Origin of the sequence: Pseudomonas sp. MWU12-2037 (assembly GCF_023242345.1) — a bacterium.
Taxonomy (GTDB): domain Bacteria; phylum Pseudomonadota; class Gammaproteobacteria; order Pseudomonadales; family Pseudomonadaceae; genus Aquipseudomonas; species Aquipseudomonas gingeri_D.
This window is the reverse complement of record NZ_JALLIZ010000022.1, coordinates 102,034-122,289: the sequence shown is the minus strand read 5'-3', so window position 1 is coordinate 122,289 and position 20,256 is coordinate 102,034. Positions and strand designations below refer to the sequence as shown.

At 64.0% G+C, this 20,256-nt stretch carries 14 protein-coding genes; 9 read left to right on the top strand and 5 right to left on the bottom strand.

The features are described from left to right. The first annotated feature begins 194 nt into the window (after positions 1–194). The 3 genes from recC to recD are packed head-to-tail and all read left to right on the top strand — an operon-like array spanning position 195 to position 9,435. The gene (gene recC, locus M5B42_RS28150) at positions 195–3,653 is read left to right on the top strand and encodes an exodeoxyribonuclease V subunit gamma (protein WP_248747647.1); all 3,459 of its coding nucleotides are present in this window, start codon (positions 195–197) and stop codon (positions 3,651–3,653) included. Next, a complete protein-coding gene (recB, locus tag M5B42_RS28145) occupies positions 3,650–7,336 on the top strand; it encodes an exodeoxyribonuclease V subunit beta (protein WP_248747646.1) in 3,687 nt (1,228 codons plus the stop codon). The genes recC and recB overlap by 4 nt, the downstream gene beginning before the upstream one ends. Next, positions 7,333–9,435 (top strand): exodeoxyribonuclease V subunit alpha, encoded by a 2,103-nt coding sequence (gene recD / locus M5B42_RS28140; protein ID WP_248747645.1) that lies wholly within the window; start codon positions 7,333–7,335, stop codon positions 9,433–9,435. Before recB ends, recD begins: the two co-directional genes overlap by 4 nt. A 114-nt stretch (positions 9,436–9,549) precedes the next feature. Here the strand turns inward: recD and M5B42_RS28135 are convergent, their stop codons facing one another. The 4 genes from M5B42_RS28135 to M5B42_RS28120 form a co-directional block, all read right to left on the bottom strand. Then, positions 9,550–11,091 (bottom strand): amino acid ABC transporter permease/ATP-binding protein, encoded by a 1,542-nt coding sequence (locus M5B42_RS28135; protein ID WP_248747644.1) that lies wholly within the window; start codon positions 11,089–11,091, stop codon positions 9,550–9,552. A gap of 179 nt (positions 11,092–11,270) precedes the next feature. Further along, the gene (locus M5B42_RS28130; RefSeq protein WP_152741548.1) at positions 11,271–12,059 is read right to left on the bottom strand and encodes an ABC transporter substrate-binding protein; all 789 of its coding nucleotides are present in this window, start codon (positions 12,057–12,059) and stop codon (positions 11,271–11,273) included. Positions 12,060–12,101: 42 nt separating this feature from the next. Then, positions 12,102–13,160, bottom strand: a complete 1,059-nt coding sequence (locus tag M5B42_RS28125; protein WP_248747643.1) for a 2-oxoglutarate and iron-dependent oxygenase domain-containing protein — start codon at positions 13,158–13,160, stop codon at positions 12,102–12,104. Positions 13,161–13,172: 12 nt separating this feature from the next. Further along, positions 13,173–14,024, bottom strand: a complete 852-nt coding sequence (locus M5B42_RS28120) for a sugar phosphate isomerase/epimerase (RefSeq protein ID WP_248747642.1) — start codon at positions 14,022–14,024, stop codon at positions 13,173–13,175. 333 nt (positions 14,025–14,357) lie between these two features. Here M5B42_RS28120 and M5B42_RS28115 point away from each other — a divergent pair, with 333 nt between their 5' ends. The 4 genes from M5B42_RS28115 (at position 14,358) to M5B42_RS28100 (ending at position 17,993) form a co-directional block, all read left to right on the top strand. After that, the gene (locus M5B42_RS28115) at positions 14,358–14,933 is read left to right on the top strand and encodes a YfiR family protein (protein WP_177101258.1); all 576 of its coding nucleotides are present in this window, start codon (positions 14,358–14,360) and stop codon (positions 14,931–14,933) included. After that, positions 14,933–16,201, top strand: coding sequence for a diguanylate cyclase (locus M5B42_RS28110; RefSeq protein ID WP_349292794.1), 1,269 nt, complete (start codon positions 14,933–14,935; stop codon positions 16,199–16,201). The genes M5B42_RS28115 and M5B42_RS28110 overlap by 1 nt, the downstream gene beginning before the upstream one ends. A 4-nt stretch (positions 16,202–16,205) precedes the next feature. Continuing rightward, a complete protein-coding gene (locus M5B42_RS28105) occupies positions 16,206–16,709 on the top strand; it encodes an OmpA family protein (protein ID WP_177101260.1) in 504 nt (167 codons plus the stop codon). Positions 16,710–16,871: 162 nt separating this feature from the next. Beyond that, positions 16,872–17,993 (top strand): GNAT family N-acetyltransferase, encoded by a 1,122-nt coding sequence (locus M5B42_RS28100; RefSeq protein WP_177101262.1) that lies wholly within the window; start codon positions 16,872–16,874, stop codon positions 17,991–17,993. Between the two features lie 23 nt (positions 17,994–18,016). On the opposite strand, the gene M5B42_RS28095 is transcribed toward M5B42_RS28100, so the two are convergent. After that, positions 18,017–18,892: a DMT family transporter gene (locus M5B42_RS28095; protein WP_177101264.1), complete on the bottom strand. Its 876-nt coding sequence runs from the start codon at positions 18,890–18,892 to the stop codon at positions 18,017–18,019. 100 nt (positions 18,893–18,992) lie between these two features. On the opposite strand from M5B42_RS28095, the gene M5B42_RS28090 reads away from it, so the two are divergent. Both M5B42_RS28090 and M5B42_RS28085 read left to right on the top strand, forming a co-directional pair. After that, positions 18,993–19,778, top strand: a complete 786-nt coding sequence (locus M5B42_RS28090; protein WP_248747640.1) for a helix-turn-helix transcriptional regulator — start codon at positions 18,993–18,995, stop codon at positions 19,776–19,778. 84 nt (positions 19,779–19,862) lie between these two features. Then, the gene (locus M5B42_RS28085) at positions 19,863–20,228 is read left to right on the top strand and encodes a PsiF family protein (protein WP_248747639.1); all 366 of its coding nucleotides are present in this window, start codon (positions 19,863–19,865) and stop codon (positions 20,226–20,228) included. Positions 20,229–20,256 lie beyond the last annotated feature (28 nt).

Sequence of the window (20,256 nt, the reverse complement as noted above, 5' to 3'; positions counted from 1 at the left end):
CGAGGGCCTCTTCGCGGGCAAGCCCGGCTCCTACAGGACGGCGTCGTACACAAAATTCGCATACGACATCACACTGTAGGAGCAGGGCTTGCCCGCGAAGAGGCCGGCCCAGGCGATGCAAGGCTCAAGAGGGATTGCCTGCGCCGGAGGTGGTAAAGTCCTGCCTTCGTTTTGAATTCTCCAAGGAAGTCGGCATGCCGGACGCCACCTCACTCAACCCCGCCTTCATGGTGGTGCAGAGCAACAGCCCCGAGGAACTGCGCAGCCTGGTGATCAACGTGATGCGACGTTATCCCCTGGCGCCCCTGGAGAACGAAATCGCCCTGGTGCAGAGCAACGGCATTGCCCAGTGGCTGAAACTCGCCCTGGCCGAAGACCCGGAAGGCGACGACCAGGGCGGCTGCGGCATCGCCGCCGCCATTGATGTGCAACTGCCCGGCAGCTTTATGTGGCAGCTCTACCGCAGGGTCCTGGGCCGCGACGAGATCCCGGCCAAATCCCTGCTCGACAAGGGCCCGCTGACCTGGCGCCTGATGCGCCTGCTGCCGGAACTGATCGACCAGCCGCACTTCGAGCCGCTGCAACGCTTCCTCACCCACGACACCGACCTGCGCAAGCGCTACCAACTGGCCGAGCGCCTCGCCGACCTGTTCGACCAATACCAGGTCTACCGCGCCGACTGGCTGGAGGACTGGGCTGCCGGCCGCCATCAACTGCGCAGCGGTCGCGGCGAGATCAAACCGCTGCCGCCCGCCAATTGCTGGCAGGCCGAGCTCTGGCGCGCATTGCTGCTGGACGTCGGTGAGTCGGGCATGGCCCAAAGCCGCGCCGGTGTGCACCAGCGCTTTATCGAACGGATCAACCAGCTGCAAAGCGCACCACCAGGCCTGCCGCCGCGAGTCATCGTATTCGGCATCTCCTCGCTGCCCGCCCAGGCCCTCGAAGCCCTCGCCGGACTGGCCCGTTTCAGCCAGGTGCTGCTCTGCGTGCACAACCCTTGCCGGCATCACTGGTCCGATATAGTTGCCGACAAGGACCTGCTGCGTAACCAATACAAACGCCAGACCCGCAAGGCCGGGATGCCCCTGGCCCTCGACCCGCAAACCCTGCACCAGCACGCGCACCCGCTGCTGGCCGCGTGGGGCAAGCAGGGCCGCGACTATATCAACCTGCTGGACAGCTACGACGATCCCGCCAGCTACCGCGCGGCTTTCCGTGATGGTCGTATCGACCTGTTCAGCGACAGCACGCCGACAACCCTGCTCAATCAATTGCAGGACGATATCCTCGAGCTGCGCCCGCTCAACGAAACCCGCGAGCACTGGCCGGCGATCGACCTCGAGCACGACCCGTCGATCCGTTTCCATATCGCCCACAGCGCCCAGCGTGAAGTGGAGATCCTCCACGACCAACTGCTCGAACGCTTCAGTGCCGAGCCGGACCTGCGACCGCGTGACATCATTGTCATGGTCCCGGATATCGACAGCTATGCGCCGCATATCCGCGCGGTGTTCGGCCAGCTCGAACGCAACGATCCACGCTTTATCCCCTTCACCCTGGCCGACCAGGGTCAGCGTGGTCGCGACCCGTTGCTGATTGCCGTCGAACATCTGCTCAAGCTGCCCGATAGTCGTTTCCCGGTCAGCGAGATCCTCGACCTGCTGGACGTCCCGGCCTTGCGCGCGCGCTTCAATGTGCAGGAACGTGACCTGCCGACCCTGCATCGCTGGATTGAAGGCGCCGGCGTGCGCTGGGGCATGAACGCCGAACAACGCGCCGGCCTCGGCCTGCCCGATGCTCTGGAACAGAACAGCTGGCAGTTCGGCTTGCGCCGCATGCTGTTGGGCTATGCAGTCGGCAGTGGCGAAGCCTGCGAAGGTATCGAACCCTACGACGAGATCGGTGGCCTCGACGCCGCCTTGATCGGCCCATTGGTGGCCCTGCTCGACGCCCTGGAAATCGCCCACCAGGAACTCTCCGAGCCGGCACTTCCGCAACAATGGGGCGAGCGCCTGCACGCCCTGATCCAGTTGTTTTTCCTCGCCAGCACCGAACACGACGACTATCTGCTGATCCAGCTCGAACAGCTGCGCGCCGACTGGCTGGAAACCTGCGAAGCCGTCAACCTGCAGGAAATCCTGCCGCTGACCGTGGTCCGCGAAGCCTGGCTGGCCGGCCTCGACCAGGGCCGGCTGTCCCAGCGCTTCCTCGCCGGCGCGGTGAACTTCTGCACCCTGATGCCGATGCGTGCGATCCCGTTCAAGCTGGTCTGCCTGCTGGGCATGAACGACGGCGACTACCCCCGTGCGCAGCCACCCCTGGACTTCGACCTGATGGGCAGCGACTACCGCCCCGGTGATCGCTCGCGACGGGAAGACGATCGCTACCTGTTGCTCGAAGCCCTGCTCTCGGCCCGGCATCAGCTCTATATCAGCTGGGTCGGTCACAGCATCCGCGACAACAGCGAGCGTCCGGCCTCGGTCCTGATCGGCCAGCTACGCGACCATCTCGCCGCGGGCTGGCGATTGCCGGACGGCGACGGTGAGCAACTGCTGAAAGCCCTGACCCAGGCGCATCCGTTGCAACCCTTCAGCGCCCGTTATTTCCACGACAGCCATGCCGAATTGTTCAGCTATGCCCGCGAATGGCAGCAACTGCACGAGACCCAGGGCCCGAACGAAATCAGTGCCGAACTCGACGCCTACCAACAGGACGAGCCACTGACCCTGGCCCAGCTCCAGGATTTCCTGCGCAATCCCGTCCGGCACTTTTTCAGCCAGCGCCTGAAAGTCTTTTTCGAAGCGGCCCAGGCACCCTTGGCCGACGAGGAACCGTTCGTGCTCGATGCCCTGCAACGCTACAGCCTCAGCGACAGCCTGCTGCAAGCGGCGCTGCTCCAGGCGGACAACCCGGACGAGGCGCTGCAGCACCAGGCCCGGCGGTTACAAGCCAGCGGCCTGCTGCCCATGGCCGGTTTCGGCGAATTGCTGCAACACGAACTGATCGAACCGCTGCCGGATTTGCTGCAACGTTATCAACAACTGCTCAGCCTCTGGCCGACCCCACTGACCAGTGCCGTGCCCGTCGCCTTCGACACCAGCGCCACCCGGGTGGAGGGATGGTTGAGCGGTTTGCATCAACGCAGTGACGGCGGCCTGCTCGCCGTGACCACCATCCCCAACAGCATCGGCTCGATCAAGACGCGCAAATGGCACCGTCTGACCAAGCCCTGGGTCGAGCACCTGGTGGCCTGTGCCTGCGGACTGTCGATGACCACGGCCCTGGTGGCCAGCGACGACACCCTGCTGCTGCCGCCGTTCGAAGCGCCGCGTGCCGCCGAGATCCTCGGCAACCTGCTGCTGGCCTGGCAGTCCGGCATGCGCCGTCCGCTGCCGGTCGCGGTGAAGACCGCCTTCGCCTGGCTCTCCCAGCCGGACCCGCTCAAGGCGCAGGACGCGGCGCGCAAGGCCTATGACGGCGACGGTGTGAACAGCGAAGGCGAGCGTCGGGAAAACGTGGCCCTGGCCCGCCAGTTCGCCGACTACAACGCGCTGATTGCCAGCGAGGAATTCGAAGGTTGGTGCGATGCGCTCTATCGGCCGCTGGTCGAAGCGCCGTGGCGTTCTCTCGCTGCCGAGGAGGCGCGCTCATGACCGACAACAAGCCCCCCCTGGCGCTGGCCTTTCCGCTGCGCGGCAGCCAACTGATCGAAGCCAGCGCCGGCACCGGCAAGACCTTCACCATCTCCGCGCTCTACCTGCGCCTGGTCCTCGGCCATGGCGGCGAGGACTCGGGGTTCGGCCGCGAATTGCTGCCGCCGCAAATCCTCGTGGTGACCTTTACCGATGCCGCCACCCAGGAACTGCGCGACCGCATCCGCACCCGCCTGGCGGAAGCCGCACGGTTCTTCCGCGACGAGATCCCGGCCACCGATGCATTGATCGCCCAACTGCGTGACGAATACCCGGTCGAACACTGGCCGGCCTGTGCCAATCGCCTGGATATCGCCGCCCAATGGATGGACGAAGCGGCGGTATCGACGATCCACGGCTGGTGCCAGCGCATGCTGCGCGAACACGCCTTCGACAGCGGCAGCCTGTTTACCCAGACCCTGGAAACCGACCACAGCGAACTGCTGGGCGAAGTGCTGCGCGATTACTGGCGGCTGTTCTGCTACAAGATGCACGGCGATGCGTTGAACTGGGTCCGGGCCAATTGGGGCGGCCCGGCGACACTGTTGCCCCGGGTGCGGGCCCTGTTCGGCAGCGAGCGACGCAACGACAACCTGCAAGAGCCGGCCGAGCTGATCGAGGCCTGTATTCAGGAACGTCGCCAGGCCCTGGTGCAACTCAAGGCGCCCTGGCGACAATGGGCCGCTGAACTGCGGGATATCTGCCTGCAAGGCGTGGCGAACAAGACCGTCGACGGTCGCAAGATGCAGGCGCGCTACTTCGAGCCCTGGTTCGAGAAACTCAGCGCCTGGGCCGTGGACGAAACCCAGGAGCAACTGGATATCGGCACCGGCTTCAGCCGTCTGACCGCCGCGGGCCTGGCTGAAGCCTGGAAGGGTGAGCCACCGAGCCATCCAGCCCTCGACGCCATGGCTGGCTTGAAAGCCAGCCTCGACGCCTTGCCCACCCCGGATGCCGCCGTGCTCGAGCACGCCGCCCGCTGGGCCGGTGCGCGCTTCGAGGAAGAGAAGCGCCGGCGCGCCGAGATGGGCTTCGACGATATGCTCCTGCGTCTCGATGCGGCGCTCCATGCCGACGGTGGCGAGCGCCTGGCGAGCCTGATCCGTGAGCAATTCCCGGTGGCCCTGATCGACGAATTCCAGGACACCGACCCGGTGCAGTACCGGATCTTCGAGAGTATCTACCGCATCGAGGACAACAGTCCCGAGTGCGGCCTGTTTCTGATCGGCGACCCGAAGCAGGCGATCTACGCCTTCCGTGGTGCCGATATCTACACCTACCTGCGAGCGCGCCAGGCCACCCACGGTCGCCTGCATACCCTGGGTACCAACTTCCGTTCCAGCCAGGCGATGGTCACGGCGGTCAACCATGTCTTCGAGCGTGCCGAGCAGCGCGAGCAAGGACGTGGTGCATTCCTGTTTCGCGAAGGCGATGAGAACCCGGTACCGTTTCTGCCGGTGGCTGCCCAGGGGCGCAAGGAGGTCTTGCAGATCGACGGCCAGCCCGTGGCGGCGCTCAATCTCTGGCAGTTGGCAACCGAGCAGCCGGTGTCCGGCGCGTTGTATCGCCAGCAGTTGGCCGCGGCCTGCGCCACGCGCATTGTCGAGTTGCTCAACGGTGGTCAGCAGCAGCGTAGCGGTTTCGTCCGCGACGGCGTCCTCAAGGGCGTGCTGCCCTCCGATATCGCGATCCTGGTGCGTGACGGCAAGGAGGCCCAGGCGGTCCGTGGCGAGCTGGCCAGTCGCGGCGTACGCAGCGTTTACCTCTCGGACAAGGATTCGGTGTTCGCCGCCCAGGAGGCCCATGACCTGCTGGCCTGGCTCAAGGCTTGCGCCGAGCCGGATGTCGAACGTCCGCTGCGGGCGGCCCTGGCCTGCATCACCTTGAACCTGTCGCTGGCCGAACTGGAGCGCCTCAACCAGGACGAGCTGGCGTGGGAGGCGCGGGTCATGCAGTTCCGCCGCTACCGCGAGATCTGGCGCAAACAAGGCGTGTTGCCGATGCTCCGTCGGCTGATCCATGACTTCCACCTGCCCCAGGCGCTGATGACCCGCAGCGATGGCGAACGGGTGCTGACCAACTTGCTGCACCTGTCCGAACTGCTGCAACAGGCGGCCGCCGAGCTGGACGGTGAACAGGCGCTGATCCGTCATCTCGGCGAACACCTGGCGTCTTCCGGTCAGGCCGGTGAAGAACAGATCCTGCGCCTGGAAAGCGACGAGCAACTGGTCAAGGTGGTGACCATCCACAAGTCCAAGGGCCTGGAATACCCCTTGGTGTTCCTGCCGTTTATCTGCTCGGTCAAACCGGTGGACGGCAGTCGCCTGCCGTTGCATTACCACGATGCCGAGCGCAGGGCCCAGGTCAGCCTGAAGCCTACCGCCGAGTTGATCGGCCAGGCCGACGACGAGCGCCTGGCTGAAGACTTGCGCCTGTTGTACGTGGCCCTGACCCGGGCCCGGCATGCTTGCTGGCTGGGAGTGGCCGACCTCAAGCGTGGCAACCACAATGCCTCGGTGCTGCACCTCTCGGCCCTTGGCTATCTGCTCGGTGGCGGCGCTGTGTTGGGCGAGTCCACGGGGCTTGAACGCTGGTTGCTGGACCTGCGGGAAGGTTGCCCGGCGCTGGCTTGCGAATCGCTGCCGGCGGCCACCGCCGAAGCCTTCCAGCCGCCGCGCAATGAAGCCCTCTTGCTCGCCCCGCGCCTGCCCAAGCGCAGTGCTTCCGAGTACTGGTGGATCGCCTCCTACAGCGCCTTGCGCATCGGCGAGGCGCAGAGTGCTGACACCGAGGAAGCACCGGAAAGCCCCCAGGCGCAAAAACTCTTCGACGACGAACGTCTCGATCCGGCCGCGCCCCGCGACCTGGTGCCGAGCGGTAGCGATATTCACCGTTTCCCCCGTGGGCCGAACCCCGGCACCTTTCTCCACGGCCTGCTCGAATGGGCCGGTGACGAAGGCTTTGATGCCGATCGCACATTGATCGAAAAGGCCGTCGCGCCACGCGGCAATCTGCGGGGTTGGAAAGGCTGGATCACAGCCCTGAGCGATTGGCTCGCCGATCTGCTGCAAACCCCTTTGCGCCTGGGCAACGATCAACCGCCGGTGGTCTTCCAGGACCTCAAGGCCTACCGGGTGGAGATGGAGTTCTGGTTCGCCAGCCACACGGTGGATGTGCTCAAGGTCGACGAGCTGGTACGCCGCCACACCCACGGCGGCGTCGCCCGGGCCAAGGCCGAGCCGGTCCTGCTCAATGGCATGTTCAAGGGCTTTATCGACCTTACGTTCGAGCACCAGGGGCGTTACTACGTGGCCGACTATAAATCCAACTGGCTGGGCGCCGATGACGCGGCCTATACCGAGCAGGCCATGAACCTGTCGATCCTCGACAACCGCTACGACCTGCAATACGTGCTCTACCTGCTGGCCCTGCATCGCCAGCTCAAGGTGCGGCTGCCGGATTACGACTACGACCGGCATATGGGCGGGGCCTTGTACCTGTTCCTGCGTGGCACCCGGGCGCCGAGCCAGGGTGTGTTTTTCACCCGGCCGCCCCGTGAGCTGATCGAGCACCTGGACCTGCTGTTCCAGGGTAAACCGGTGCCCCGCGGCGAGCCCGTCTGGGAGCAGGGGAGTCTGTTATGAAACGTTCTTTTTCGGAAATCCTGCCGACGGCGCTGAGCGACGACAGCCTGGCTGAACTGATGCCCCTGAGCCGCGCGGCGGACTTGTTGTTGCTGTTGGAGCGCTGGGTTGAACGGGGTTGGTTGCGGGCGCTGGACAAGGCCTTCGTGGCCTTTCTCCATGAACTCGATCCCGAGGCCGATCCGCTGGTGCTGCTGGCTGCGGCGCTGACCAGCCACCAGTTGGGGCACGGGCATGTCTGCCTTGATCTGTTCGCCACCTTGCAGGAGCCGGACTTCGCCCTGTCCTTGCCGCCGGAAGGTGATGTGCAGGGCGGGGCGCTGCTGCTGCCGTCGCAATTGCTGGTGGCCCTGGACGGTGAGCACTGGTGTCGCTCCCTGCAAACAAGCTCGCTGGTGGCGTTGGCGGACGAGGTGGGTATCGAAGCGGCACAGCGTCCGCTGGTGCTCAGCGGACGACGCCTGTACCTGCGCCGCTACTGGGCTTACGAACGGCGTATCGATGAGGCCTTGCGTCGGCGCCTGGCGGAACAGGAAGAGACCCCGGATGACCTGGCGCAACGCCTGACCGCACTGTTCGGCGCGGCGCAGCCCGGTGCGCTTATCGATTGGCAGAAACTCGCTTGTGCCCTGGCCACGCGGGGAGCATTCAGCATCGTTACCGGTGGTCCCGGCACGGGCAAGACCACCACCGTGGTGCGCCTGCTGGCCTTGCTCCAGGCGCCGGCGGTGGCGGCGGGAAAACCCCTGCGCATCCGCCTGGCGGCACCCACCGGCAAGGCCGCCGCGCGGCTGACCGAATCCATCAGTGCCCAGGTGCGCTCGCTGGAGATCGACGATGGCGTGCGCGGCAAGATCCCCAGCGACGTCACCACCGTGCACCGTCTGTTGGGCAGCCGGCCGGGCACCCGGCACTTCCGTCACCACGCCGGTAACCGCTTGCCGCTGGATGTACTGGTGGTGGACGAAGCGTCGATGATCGACCTGGAAATGATGGCCAATCTGCTCGATGCCTTGCCGGATCATGCCCGGCTGGTGCTGCTGGGCGACAAGGACCAGTTGGCCTCGGTGGAAGCCGGTGCGGTACTGGGGGATCTGTGTCGGGATGCCGAGGAGGGCTGGTACGGCGCGGGGACCCGTGGCTGGCTGCAAGCGGTCAGCGGCGAGGACTTGAGCGGCAGCGGTTTGCAGGAAGACCTGGACGACAGCCATCCACTGGCCCAGCAGGTGGTGATGTTGCGGCACTCCCGGCGCTTCGGCGAAGGCAGCGGTATCGGCCAACTGGCCCGCCTGGTCAATCGCCAGTCGGCGGACGAGGCGCGGGCGCTGCTGGCGGCCGGCAGTCACGCGGACCTGTTTGTACTGTCGCTCAAGGGCGAGCAGGACAGGCAGTTCGAACGTTTGGTGCTGGATGGCCAGGGCACCGGCCCGAAAGGTTACCGGCACTACCTGGGGGTACTGCGTAGTCGGCGTCCGGATGCCGGCACCGATCTGGCGGATGCGCGCTGGACCGATTGGGCGCGCACGGTGCTCCAGGCTTTCGACGCGTTCCAGTTGCTCTGTGCCGTGCGCAAGGGGCCCTGGGGCGTCGAAGGGTTGAACCAGCGGATTACCTCGGCGTTGTTTGCCCATCGGCTGATCGACAGCGACCAGCATTGGTACGAGGGGCGTCCGGTGCTGATGACCCGCAACGATTACGGCCTGGGTTTGATGAACGGCGATATCGGCATTGCCTTGAAGCTGCCGGAGCGCGACGGACCCGAAGCCGGCCAGCCAGTGTTGAGGGTGGCCTTCCCGCGTAATGACGGGCAGGGCGGGGTGCGTTTTGTCCTGCCCAGCCGGTTGAACGATGTGGAGACGGTGTACGCCATGACGGTGCACAAGTCCCAGGGCTCGGAGTTTGCCCATACCGCCTTGATCCTGCCGCAGGTGTTGAACCCGGTGTTGACCAAGGAACTGATCTACACCGGTATCACCCGGGCCAAGGATTGGTTCAGTTTGATCGAACCCCGTGGCGGGGTGTTCGAAGAGGCGGTGGGGCGCAAGGTCAAGCGGCTCAGTGGATTGATGCTGGAGTTGGGCGCTGAAACGGGACTTTGAGAGCGCCACGAACCTTGTAGGAGCTGGCTTGCCAGCGATGAGGCCCGAAAGTCTTGCATCGACTATCCGGCCGCCATCGCTGGCAAGCCAGCTCCTACAGGGACGGCGTTCGCTTCAGCTGGCCTGCGCCACGCTCGCTGTGGTAGCGGCTTCAATCCCCATGAACCGCCGCACCCGCTCACCCGCCGCCTCCTCGCGAATCGCCTGCGGGCTGGCGTCCAACTGCACCACCCCGTTCTCCATAAACACCACCCGATCGGAAATCGACATGGCGAAATCCATCTCATGGGTGACGATCAACATTGTCATCCCTTCATCCGCCAACTCGCGAATCACCTTCAGCACTTCCCCGACCAGCTCCGGGTCCAGTGCCGAAGTCGGCTCGTCGAACAGCATGATCTGCGGTTCCATCGCCAGCGCCCGGGCAATCGCCACCCGCTGCTGCTGACCGCCGGACAACTGGTGCGGGTACTTGCGGGCATGGGCCAGCAGGCCGACCTTGTCGAGCAAGGCGAGTGCCCGCTGTTCGCTCAGTTCGCGGGCCACGCCGTGGTAGCGTGACGCCAGGGTAATGTTGTCGAGAATGCAGCGATGGGGAAACAGGTTGAAGTTCTGGAACACCATGCCGATGCGCCGCACACCCCGACGAATCTGCGGGTTGTTCGGGGGATTGGCGGCGCTGATAAAGCTCTCGCCGAAGAGCACGATCTTGCCCTGGTCGATACTTTCCAGGCCATTGACGGTGCGGATCAGCGAGGTCTTGCCCGAGCCGGACGGGCCGATAATGGAAATCACCTGGCCACTGCCGACCGCCAGATCAATGCCCTTGAGCACTTCGTGGCTGCCATAGCACTTGTGGATATTCTGCAGGTCCAGCGCCAGCGGAGCACCGCTGACCGACGGCGTGCGAGGTGGCGGGGTCAGCGTCGGCTGCGCGGCCCTGAGTCCGGCGATGGCGGTCTCATCGAGGGTCTGCGGCTTGCGCTGACCCAGGTCGAGATGCCGCTCCAGGCGTTGCAGGAGCCAACCGAACAGGCTCACGATCAACACGTAGTACACCGCCACCGCGCCAAGGGTTTCCATCACCAGGAAGTTCTGCGCATAGAGGCGCTGGCCGACGGTGAGCAGCTCGGTGAGGGAGATTACCGAAACCAGCGAGGTCAGTTTCACCACCGTGATGTATTCGTTGATCAGGGTTGGCAGCGAGATACGAAACGCCTGGGGAATCACAATCAGCCGTTGCAACCCGAGCACGCCGATGCCCAGGGCGCGGCCGGCTTCCTTCTGGCCCCTGGCGACCGAGATCAGCCCGCCGCGATGGATCTCGGCCATGTACGCGGCCTCGGTGACCACCAGCGCGAGCAACCCGGAATAGAACGGATCGGAGAGTACGCCGCCGGTGCTCGGGAACAGTTGTGGCAGGTTGTAGACGAACACCACCAGCACCAGCAGCGGAATGCTGCGAAAGAACCAGATATAGGCCGCCGCCGGGAGGCGTAACCAGGCCGAGGCCGACAGCTTGGCCGAGGCCAGGAAGAAACCCAGCAACATGCCGATAAACCAGGCCAGGGCGCTGAGCTCGACCACTGTGACGCAGGCTTGCCAGAAGGCTGGCATCGAGAACAGCGAAAAGAAATAGGGCCAATCGAATTGCATAGATACCTCGGTGTTGCGTTGACGCTGTTACGGCCTCTCTGTTGCAACCCCGGTCCTTGTAGGAGCAGGGCTTGCCCGCGAAGCTTTTGGCGGCCTTGAGGGCCTCTTCGCTGGCAAGCCATGCTCCTACAGTCCGTGTGCCTGCAGACAGCAATGGTCTACTCCAGAAACAGTGGTTTTTACTCCGCCGCTTCCAGGCTGTACTTGCTCAGTATGGCCGCGTATTCGCCGCTCTTCTTCGTCTCCTCGAATGCCTTGAGCAGCGCCTGGTACGTCGCGTCATTGCCCTTCTTCACAAAGATCCCGAGGGTCTGCGCATAGATCAGGTGTTCGCTGGTCACCACCACCCGGCCCTTGGTCTTCTCGGCGATCAGCTTGGCCGCACCGGCAATTTCCACTTGCGCCTGAACGTTGTTGGACAGCAGCGCCTGGGTCACTTCCGGTGCCGAGGGATACTCGTTCACCGTGATCGCGCCCTTGCCCTTGGGTACACAGTAATCGGTCGACAGCTTCTGGAACTGCGCGACCCAGGTGGTGCCCTGTTCAAGGCCGATCTTCAGCCCACAGAGGTCCTCCGGTGTGCCCGGCTTCAGCGTGCTGGAGCTGGGCACCATGATCGCCGCGCCGGTCTTGGCATAGGCAATGGTCATGGCCTGGGTCTGGCGCTCGGGGGTGATGTACATGCCGGAAATGATTGCGTCGTAATGCCCGGCATTGAGGCCGAGGATCAGGCTCGGGAACTTGGTGTCGACGAACTGCGCCTTGGCGTCCAGGTGCTTGGCCAGGGCCTGGGACAACTCGGGATCGGAACCGACCACGTTCTTGTCGGCGTCATAGGACTCGAAGGGCGGGTAGGTGATTTCCATCCCGACCTTCAATTGGCCGGGGGTGGCCGTCGAGGCGAAGGCGGCGCTGCTGCACAGCAGGCCGGCGGCGATCAGGGTCAGGCTGGTTGTTTTCTTATACATGTTGGGTGGCTCCGATGTGAAGGCTGGGGTGTGAGGGCTGGGTCAGGACGGCTGCGCCTGGTTTTTCAAGTGGCCGAAACTCGACGGCTTGCGAGCTTTGTCCGGCAGGGCAATCTCGCCGTTTTCCACGCGCTTGCGCAGGTACTGGTAGGTCTGCAAGGCCTGGCCGTACATGTGCTCGCCAATGGCGATCTGCTCATAGTCCTGGCCGGCCTGGGCGAAACCCGGCAGCGGCTGGATCAGGGTGTGGAAGTCGCAGGCATAGAACAGCGGGAAGGAATAACGCTCCTCGCTCACCGTGCGCACCCGGTGCGCGGTGGCGACAAAGGCCCCGGCGCTCATCACTTCGAGCATGTCGCCGATATTCACCACGAAGGCTCCCGGCAGGGGCGGCGCGTCGATCCACTGGCCCTGGTCGTTCATCACTTCCAGGCCCGGTTTATCCGCCAGCAGAATGGTGAAGCACTCGTAGTCGGTGTGGGCGCCGATGCCGGGGGCATCCTGGGCGGCCCCGTCGAAGGGGTAGTGGATCAACCGCAGCTTCGACGGCGGTCGGGTGACCAGCGCATCGAAGGTGTTCTCTTCCAGGCCGAGGGCCAGGGCAAAACCGCGGAACAGCTTGCGACCGAGGGCGAAGACCGCCGCGTAATAAGCCTGCACCGCGTCCTTGAAACCGGGCAGGGTCGGCCAGTCATTTGGTCCCAGCAGCGGTGTGCCGGCCAGTACCAGCGGATCGTCCGCCGGTACTTCGAAGCCGATGTCGAAGGCTTCCTTGTGGTCCGGCTTGCCCTTGGCGTACACCTCTTCGCCTTCCGGGACAAAGCCCTTGTGGGATTCCGAGGTACCGATGTAATGCCGCATCTTGGTTTCGAACGGCTGGGCGAAATAGTCCTTGGCCGCCTGGCGCAGGTTGTCGATCAACTGCGGATCGATCCCGTGCCCGGTGATGTAGAGGAAGCCCACCTCGCTGGCGGCGGCCCCCAGTTGCTCGGCCACCGCCAGCCGGTGTTCGAGCTCGACGCTGAACAGCCCGGCGATGTTCACCTGCGGAATGCTCTTGAAGTTGGCCTGGGCCGGGCTGTTGGGTGTGTTCTCAGGCATGACGCAAGCACCTCAGGGTTGGGTTGATTGGCTGAAACGCTGGAAATGTTCGCGTTCGGTCCGGGCCATCCAGACATTCAGCGACCACAGGTCGGCGACCGGCACATTGGTGAAGGGCAGGTGATGCAGGTAGCCGTCGGCGCCGAACTCGGGGGTCAAGGTGGTGGCCGTGTAGCCGCGTGCTTGCTGGGCGCGCCAGATGCTTTCCCAGTGGGCCTGGTGGAAGGCCAGCTCGCGGGCGTATTCCGGGGCGCCGGGGTGCGGCACCTGCGGACCCTGGTCGTAGCCGACCCGCGCCTGGATATGGTGGACGCGTTCGACAAAGGCGCTGAGGTCATCGGCGGGATCGTCCAGCAGGCGTTCGCAGGTGACGATCCAGTGGCTGATGTCGCTGGTGAAGCGCAGGTCGGGCAGTTGCCGGATCAGTTCCAGGGTGACCCAGGGATTGAACAGCGAGCGCGAGCGATGGGTTTCAAAGGTGCAGAACTGACCGTGACGTTTCGCCAGGGCCATGGCCTGGCCGAAAAACTCCACCTGTTGCGCCAGGGCCCAGCGGTCGTTGCCGGCCAGCACATTGACGAAACGCGGTTGCAGCTCGGCGGCCCAGGCCAGTTTGCGGTCCAGGTCCTGCAGGTGTTCGGCGGGCGCGGCGGCCTGTTGGGGGAGCACGTCGTAGGCGGTGAAAACGGTGCTGATATAGCCCAGGTGGTTGGCCCGCAGAAAGGCGGCGAACTCGCGGCGTTCAGCGGCGTCCAGCGGCAGCCGCGCCTCCAGGCCGTCGAAGCCGGCGGCCAGCAGTTCTTCAAGGGCCTGGGCCTTGCTCGCGGTATAACCCCAAAGGGTACGGAAAATCTCCAGTTTCATCGGTGCGCCTCAACGAAGCCTTGAACGGTTCGATGCGCGTCACGGTGTGGGGCCGGGACGAGCGGTTACGGCAGTAACAGAGGGCGTTCGTCTAGCCAGTTCTCTGCGGAGCCGGTCTGACATCAGATCAGGGGAGAGCCTTCTCCCCTGCAGGAGCGTGGTGTCGATCTTAGGCAGCCCATGGCACGCAGAAGAATAGGAAAGCTCAAATCCATACTTCAGAGATTTATAAACCAATAGTTGGCTATCTAGTGCTGCAGACCCATTCTGACGATCCAAGGGGTGTGCTATCGTTGCGGCACTATTCCTACGTTGCTTTAAGAGAATTCCTTCATGGGCGTGGCTGTCTCGACGACAGGGCGGTTTTGGGGTTGGAGACAGTTCTGCCTGTCTGCCCTTCTCTGTTTGTCGACGCACATCAGCTTTGCCCAGGACGCCGTGCCCAGCGCCGCGGCCGATCAGCGTGCCCAGGCGGTCACCCAGGTGGTGCTGGGGATTCTCAGTTATGCGCGCTGGCCGGTGGAGCCTGCGCAACTGCGCCTGTGTATTGTCGGCCCCACCGAGTACACCGACGATCTGGTCAAGGGCACCACCCAGGCGTCCGGGCGACCGGTATTGGTCCAGCGCCTGCTGGCGAGCAGCCCGACCCTCGGCAGTGCCTGTGATGCCGTGTATATCGGCAAGCTGAGCAGCGAAGAACGCAGCCAACTCTTCAGTGCCCTGAACGGCCACGCGGTGCTGAGCATCAGCGAAGGCGGCGATCAGTGCACCGTGGGCAGCCTGTTCTGCCTGCGGGTCGCCGATAGCCAGGTGTCGTTCGAGGTCAACCTCGACTCGGTCGCCCGCAGTGGCGTGCGTATTCACCCCAGCGTGTTGCAACTCTCGCGGCGCCGGAGTCCCCAGCCATGATCGGCTGGCTCAGGTCCGGCACGCGCCCCAGCCTGCGTTCGGTGCTCGGGCGTGGGCATCTGCTGGCGGCCATGGCCGCCGTTGGCCTGGTGAGTGTTTCGTTGACCTTTCTCGGTGTGCTGGCCCTGCGGGTCTACGCCGACCACAATCTGCAGCTGATCGCCCGTTCCATCAGCTACACCGTGGAAGCGGCGGTGGTGTTCAACGACAGCAGTGCGGCTACCGAGGCCCTGGCCCTGATCGCCGAGACGGAGGAGGTGGCCGATGCCGAAGTCTTCGATGCCCGCGGTCAATTGCTGGCGCGCTGGCAGCGGCCGGAAACCGGCCTGCTCTCTGAAGTGGAAATGCAATTGGCGCGGGCCCTGCTGGAACAACCGATCCGCCTGCCGATTGTCCATCAGGATCGCGAGGTCGGCAGCATTCGCCTGACTGGCCATGGCGGTAGCCTGTTGCGTTTCCTGATCAGCGGTCTGCTCGGTATCGTCGTGTGCAGTGCCCTGGCGGCGTGGCTCGGGCTGTACCTGGCCCGGCGCTTGTTGCGCGGTATTATCGGTCCGTTGCGCAGCCTCGCCGACGTGGCCCACGCCGCGCGCGTCGAGCGTGCCTTCGACCGACGTGTGCCGCCGGCGCAGATTGCCGAGCTGGACAACCTGGGCACCGACTTCAATGCCCTGCTCGACGAATTGGAGTCCTGGCAGACCCACCTGCGAAGTGAAAACGAATCCCTGGCCCACCAGGCCAGCCACGACAGCCTGACCGGCCTGCCGAATCGGGCCTTCTTCGAAGGCCGGTTGATGCGCGCGCTGCGCAATGCCGCCAAGCAGGGCGAGCGGGTCGGCGTGCTGTTTCTCGACAGTGATCGCTTCAAGCAGATCAACGACAACTTCGGTCATGCGGCGGGCGATGCGGTGCTGGTCGCCGTGGCCACGCGGGTGCGGGCGCAGTTGCGCGAAGAGGATCTGGTGGCGCGCCTGGGCGGCGATGAGTTCGCCGTGCTGCTCACGCCGGTGCACAAGATCGAAGACGCCCAGCGCATTGCCGACAAGATCATTGCCAGCATGGATGCCCCCATCCCGGTGCCCGGCGAAGCCCAGGTGCTGACCTCGCTGAGCATCGGCATCGCGGTTTATCCCGATCATGGCGCCACCCCGGGCACCTTGCTCAACGCCGCCGATGCGGCCATGTACCATGCCAAGCGCCTCGCCCGAGGCGGGCAGCACACGGCGGGGTCGGAGCACTCCGCCGCCATTGTTCAGACCAGGAGTTGAACCCTTGTACACATTGACCCGTCGGACCCTGCGTTTTTTCACCCTGGCCCTGTTTACCGCGCTGCTGGCGCTGGCCGGCTGCCAGACCGCGCCGCCCAAAGGCCTGAGCGCGGCGCAGATCGCCGTGCTCAAGCAACAGGGTTTCGAACTGACGGACGAGGGCTGGGCTTTCGGCCTGTCGGGTAAGGTGCTGTTCGGCAGTGACCTGGAAGTGCTGAACAAGGAAAGCCACGACATTGTCGAGCGCATCGCCAAGGCCCTGTTGGGCGTGGGTATCCAGCGGGTGCGGGTGGACGGGCATACCGATGCGTCGGGCAAGGACGCCTATAACGAACAGCTCTCTGTGCGTCGGGCCAACAGTGTGGCGACGGTGCTGGAGCAGACCGGTATGCAACACCAGAACATTCAGGTGCGCGGTCTCGGCAGTCGCGTGCCGGTGGCCAGCAATGACACGGCAGAGGGACGTACCGAGAACCGCCGGGTGTCGATTGTGGTGATTGCCGACTGAGTGCCGCAAGTCGCGTGAGCGTTGCCCGGGCACGGCCTTTGGCAACGTGGCGAACCGCGCTATAGCGGTTGAAATAATTGGCTTCCATCCTTTCTCGATGCACCTGCATGGGGGTATAAGGATGGGCCCTCTCAGGAGGGAGTCGACTGAGAGGATGTTTTAATGCTTCAAGTTCAATGGGCCAGCCACGCTGCGTCTGTTCCCGCCACACTGTGGGAAAGCTGTTTTAGCGGCGTCGAAGGTCGTTGGTGGTATGAAGCCCTGGAAGAGGGCGGGCTTGAAGACCAGTTCGAATTTGCCTATGCCATTCTGGAGAAAGATGGGCAGCCGATCGGCTTGGCGCCCACGTTCATCATGAACGTGCCCATGGAATTGGTCGTTCCGCCGGTGATTGCCAAGATGCTCCGGGTGATCCCGGCACTGCGTTACCAGCGCACCCTGTTCGTCGGTTCACCCTGTTCCGACGAGGGCACTATCGGTTTGCTGCCGGGGTATTCGCTGGCGGATATCCTCGGGCCGCTGCAAGACGCGCTGAGCCTGCGGGCGAAAGCCAAGAACGCGGCGATGACTGTCTGGAAGGATTTTGGCGAAGCCCAGAAAGCGGCGTTTGAAGGGCTGTGCGCAACCCGCGGGCTGTTTCCCATGGTGAGTTTTCCGGGCACGGCGGTCGAACTGGCCCCGGGTGGTTTCGAGGGCTATCTCAAGACCCTCAAGAGCCGTCACCGTTATCTGCTGAAAAAGAAGCTCAAACACGGTCTGGTGCCAGGAGCCCTGACGGTCCAGGTCGTGCAGCAACCGGATGAAGCAACGCTGCAAGAGCTGTACAGCCTCTTTCTGCAAACCTACGAGAAGGGCAAGACCAAATTCGAAAAGCTCACCTTCGAGTTCTTTCGCCAGATCGCCCTCAAGCCAGAGTCGCATTTCATCCTGTTGAGCGATGAAAAGACCGGCAAGATGGTGGCGTTCATGCTCTGCTTTCTGCTCGGTGACAAGGCCATCAACAAGTTCATCGGCATCGACTACCAGGTGGGCAAACAGGCGCACTTGTATTTCCAGCTCTGGGAGCAGGCGGTGAAGTGGTCCTACAGTGTCGGGGCCACGCGCCTGGACAGCGGCCAGACCGGCTACCGAGTCAAGCGCGAACTCGGTCATCAACTGGTCGCGCTGGACTGCTATTGCCGGCATCGCAACCCGTTGCTGCACCGGGTCTTCGGCGCGGTGGCCAAGGGCATTACCTTGCAAAGCCTGGATCCGGATCTACAGATAACGGCCGAGGAACAGTAGGCACGGCGAGTGCCGCAGCCCGTTCAGGCGCGACGCAACGCGGTGGTCCAGCGTTCCGAGAGGATCACCCCGCCGAGGGTCAGTGCCCCGCCCAGCAGGTGATACCACGCCAATTTTTCGTGCAGCACCGCGGCGGCAATCAGCGCGGTGATCAGTGGCAGCAGGTTGAAGAACAGCGTGGTCCGGCTCGGCCCGAGGGTGGCCACCGAGCGCATCCACGCCAGCGGCGCCAGCATCGACGCCAGCAGGCAGGCATACAGCACCAGCCCGGCGTTGTGCAGGTTCGGCCCGACCTTCGGCGACAGCCAGAACAGCGGGAACAGCACCACCACCGCCACCAGCACCTGCAGGTACAGCAACACCAGAGGTGGCAGGCGCAGTTGCCATTTTTTCAGCAGGGTGCTGTAGACCGCATAGGCCAGGGTGGCGATCAGCATCATTGCGTCACCCAGATTCACACCGTGGCTTAGCAGCGCCGTCAGGCTGCCGGTCGACACCACCACCAGCACCCCGGCAAACGACAGCACCGCTCCGGCCAAGGCTCCGGCGGTCAGGCGCTGGCCGAGGCTGAGGATCGCCAGGGTCAAGGACATCAAGGGCATCAACGACAGGATGATGCCCATGTTGGTGGCCGAGGTCAGGGTCGCGGCGAAGTACGCCAGGCTCTGGTAGACCGCCATGCCGAGTACTCCTAGCACGAAGATCCGGCCCAGGTTCGGGCGGATCTGGCTCCAGTGGGCCTGCACCTGGCGAAACATGAACGGAGTGAACAGCAGGCCCGCCAGCAACCAGCGGTAGAAGCCGATCTCCGCCGGGAAGATTGCGCCGACCGCCATCTTGTTGACCACGGTGTTGCCGGCCCAGATAAAGATTGCCAGCAGGGGAAACGCGTATTGCATAAGGGTTACAACCAGAATCGTCAATGAGGAGGGATTATCCTCGTGTCTGGATGAAAGCCTATACTTCGATCCGGTCAATTTGCGTTGGAATCCGGACAGCATGGGCAAGCACTACATCGACATCCCCGATTTTCCCTCTTTGCCGGCCTCGGTGTACTTCCGCTATGCCGAATTCGGCCCCGATCGCCATGCGGCAGCCCATTGTCATCCCTGGGGTTCGCTCGACTATGTGTCCCACGGCGTCATCCACTACGAAGTGGCCGGCCGGCGCTTCATGTCGCCGTCGCGCTATGCGTTGTGGATACCGCCGAACACCGTGCACAGTTCCCATAACGCCCAGGCGATTGTCTACCGCTCGGTCTACCTGGCCGAGGAGCATTGCCGCGATCTGCCCGCCGAGGCGAGCACCCTGGCCATCAGCGATATTCTCAAGTCGATCCTCAACGACTTCGCCCGGCGCGATGTGAAAATCCCCGACTCCCCGGCGGATGTGCGCCTGGCGCAGGTGTTGGTGGACCAGTTGCACCAGGCCAGGGTGGAGCACTGTTACCTGCCGTATTCCGACGACCCGGCCTTGCTCAGGGTGCTGGAGGGCTTGCAGCAGGCCCCGGCGGACAACCGCCCGCTTGTGCAGTGGGCCGAGCAGTTGCACGTCAGTGAGCGAACCCTGGCCCGCCTGTTCGTCCGCGAGTTGGGGATCGGCTTTGGTGAATGGCGCCAGCGCCTGCGCTTTATCGGCGCGCTGCAGGCCTTGGAAACCAGTCGCGGCGTGCAGGAGATCGCCTTCGACCTGGGTTACAGCACGGCCTCGGCGTTTATCGCCATGTTTCAGCGCCAGGCCGGTTGTTCACCGGAGCAATACCGGCGCCAGGCGCGCATGGCCTAGCCTGGCCTCGCTGGATGTGTAACAGCGTTTGTCTACACTGAAGGCATGCCGTGCCCTTCGGTACGGTAACAAGGAGAACACTCCATGAAGATGCTTCGTATCCCATTGTTGTTGATCGGCTTGTTACTTTGCTCACAGGGGTTTGCGGCGACGGCTCAGCAAAGCAAGATGAGCACTTGCAACGCGGACGCCAAGACCCAGAATCTTGCGGGTGATGCACGCAAGGCCTTTATGAGCAATTGCCTGAAAGCCGCGCCTGCCGCCACTCCCGCGGTCACCCCTGCCGCCACACCGGCCATGCCCGCGAGCAAGGCGGCGACCATGGCGGCACCGGCCAAGGTGCTGACCCCGCAGCAGCAGAAAATGAAGGACTGCAACGCCAACCGGCCCCAGGGGCTCAAGGGCGATGCGTACAAGACCTACATCAGCAATTGCCTGAAGAAGAAGTAGTTTTGACGCTCTACCGGAGCAGGGTTTG

Bases quoted from the DNA above. Each gene is read 5' to 3' on its own strand.
- M5B42_RS28130 (WP_152741548.1), bottom strand. From the start codon at position 12,059: ATGTATAAGAAAACAACCAGCCTGACCCTGATCGCCGCCGGCCTGCTG.
- M5B42_RS28115 (WP_177101258.1), top strand. From the start codon at position 14,358: ATGGGCGTGGCTGTCTCGACGACAGGGCGGTTTTGGGGTTGGAGACAG.
- M5B42_RS28095 (WP_177101264.1), bottom strand. From the start codon at position 18,892: ATGCAATACGCGTTTCCCCTGCTGGCAATCTTTATCTGGGCCGGCAAC.
- M5B42_RS28120 (WP_248747642.1), bottom strand. From the start codon at position 14,024: ATGAAACTGGAGATTTTCCGTACCCTTTGGGGTTATACCGCGAGCAAG.
- recC (WP_248747647.1), top strand. From the start codon at position 195: ATGCCGGACGCCACCTCACTCAACCCCGCCTTCATGGTGGTGCAGAGC.
- M5B42_RS28085 (WP_248747639.1), top strand. From the start codon at position 19,863: ATGAAGATGCTTCGTATCCCATTGTTGTTGATCGGCTTGTTACTTTGC.
- recB (WP_248747646.1), top strand. From the start codon at position 3,650: ATGACCGACAACAAGCCCCCCCTGGCGCTGGCCTTTCCGCTGCGCGGC.
- M5B42_RS28135 (WP_248747644.1), bottom strand. From the start codon at position 11,091: ATGCAATTCGATTGGCCCTATTTCTTTTCGCTGTTCTCGATGCCAGCC.
- M5B42_RS28125 (WP_248747643.1), bottom strand. From the start codon at position 13,160: ATGCCTGAGAACACACCCAACAGCCCGGCCCAGGCCAACTTCAAGAGC.
- M5B42_RS28100 (WP_177101262.1), top strand. From the start codon at position 16,872: ATGCTTCAAGTTCAATGGGCCAGCCACGCTGCGTCTGTTCCCGCCACA.
- M5B42_RS28090 (WP_248747640.1), top strand. From the start codon at position 18,993: ATGGGCAAGCACTACATCGACATCCCCGATTTTCCCTCTTTGCCGGCC.
- recD (WP_248747645.1), top strand. From the start codon at position 7,333: ATGAAACGTTCTTTTTCGGAAATCCTGCCGACGGCGCTGAGCGACGAC.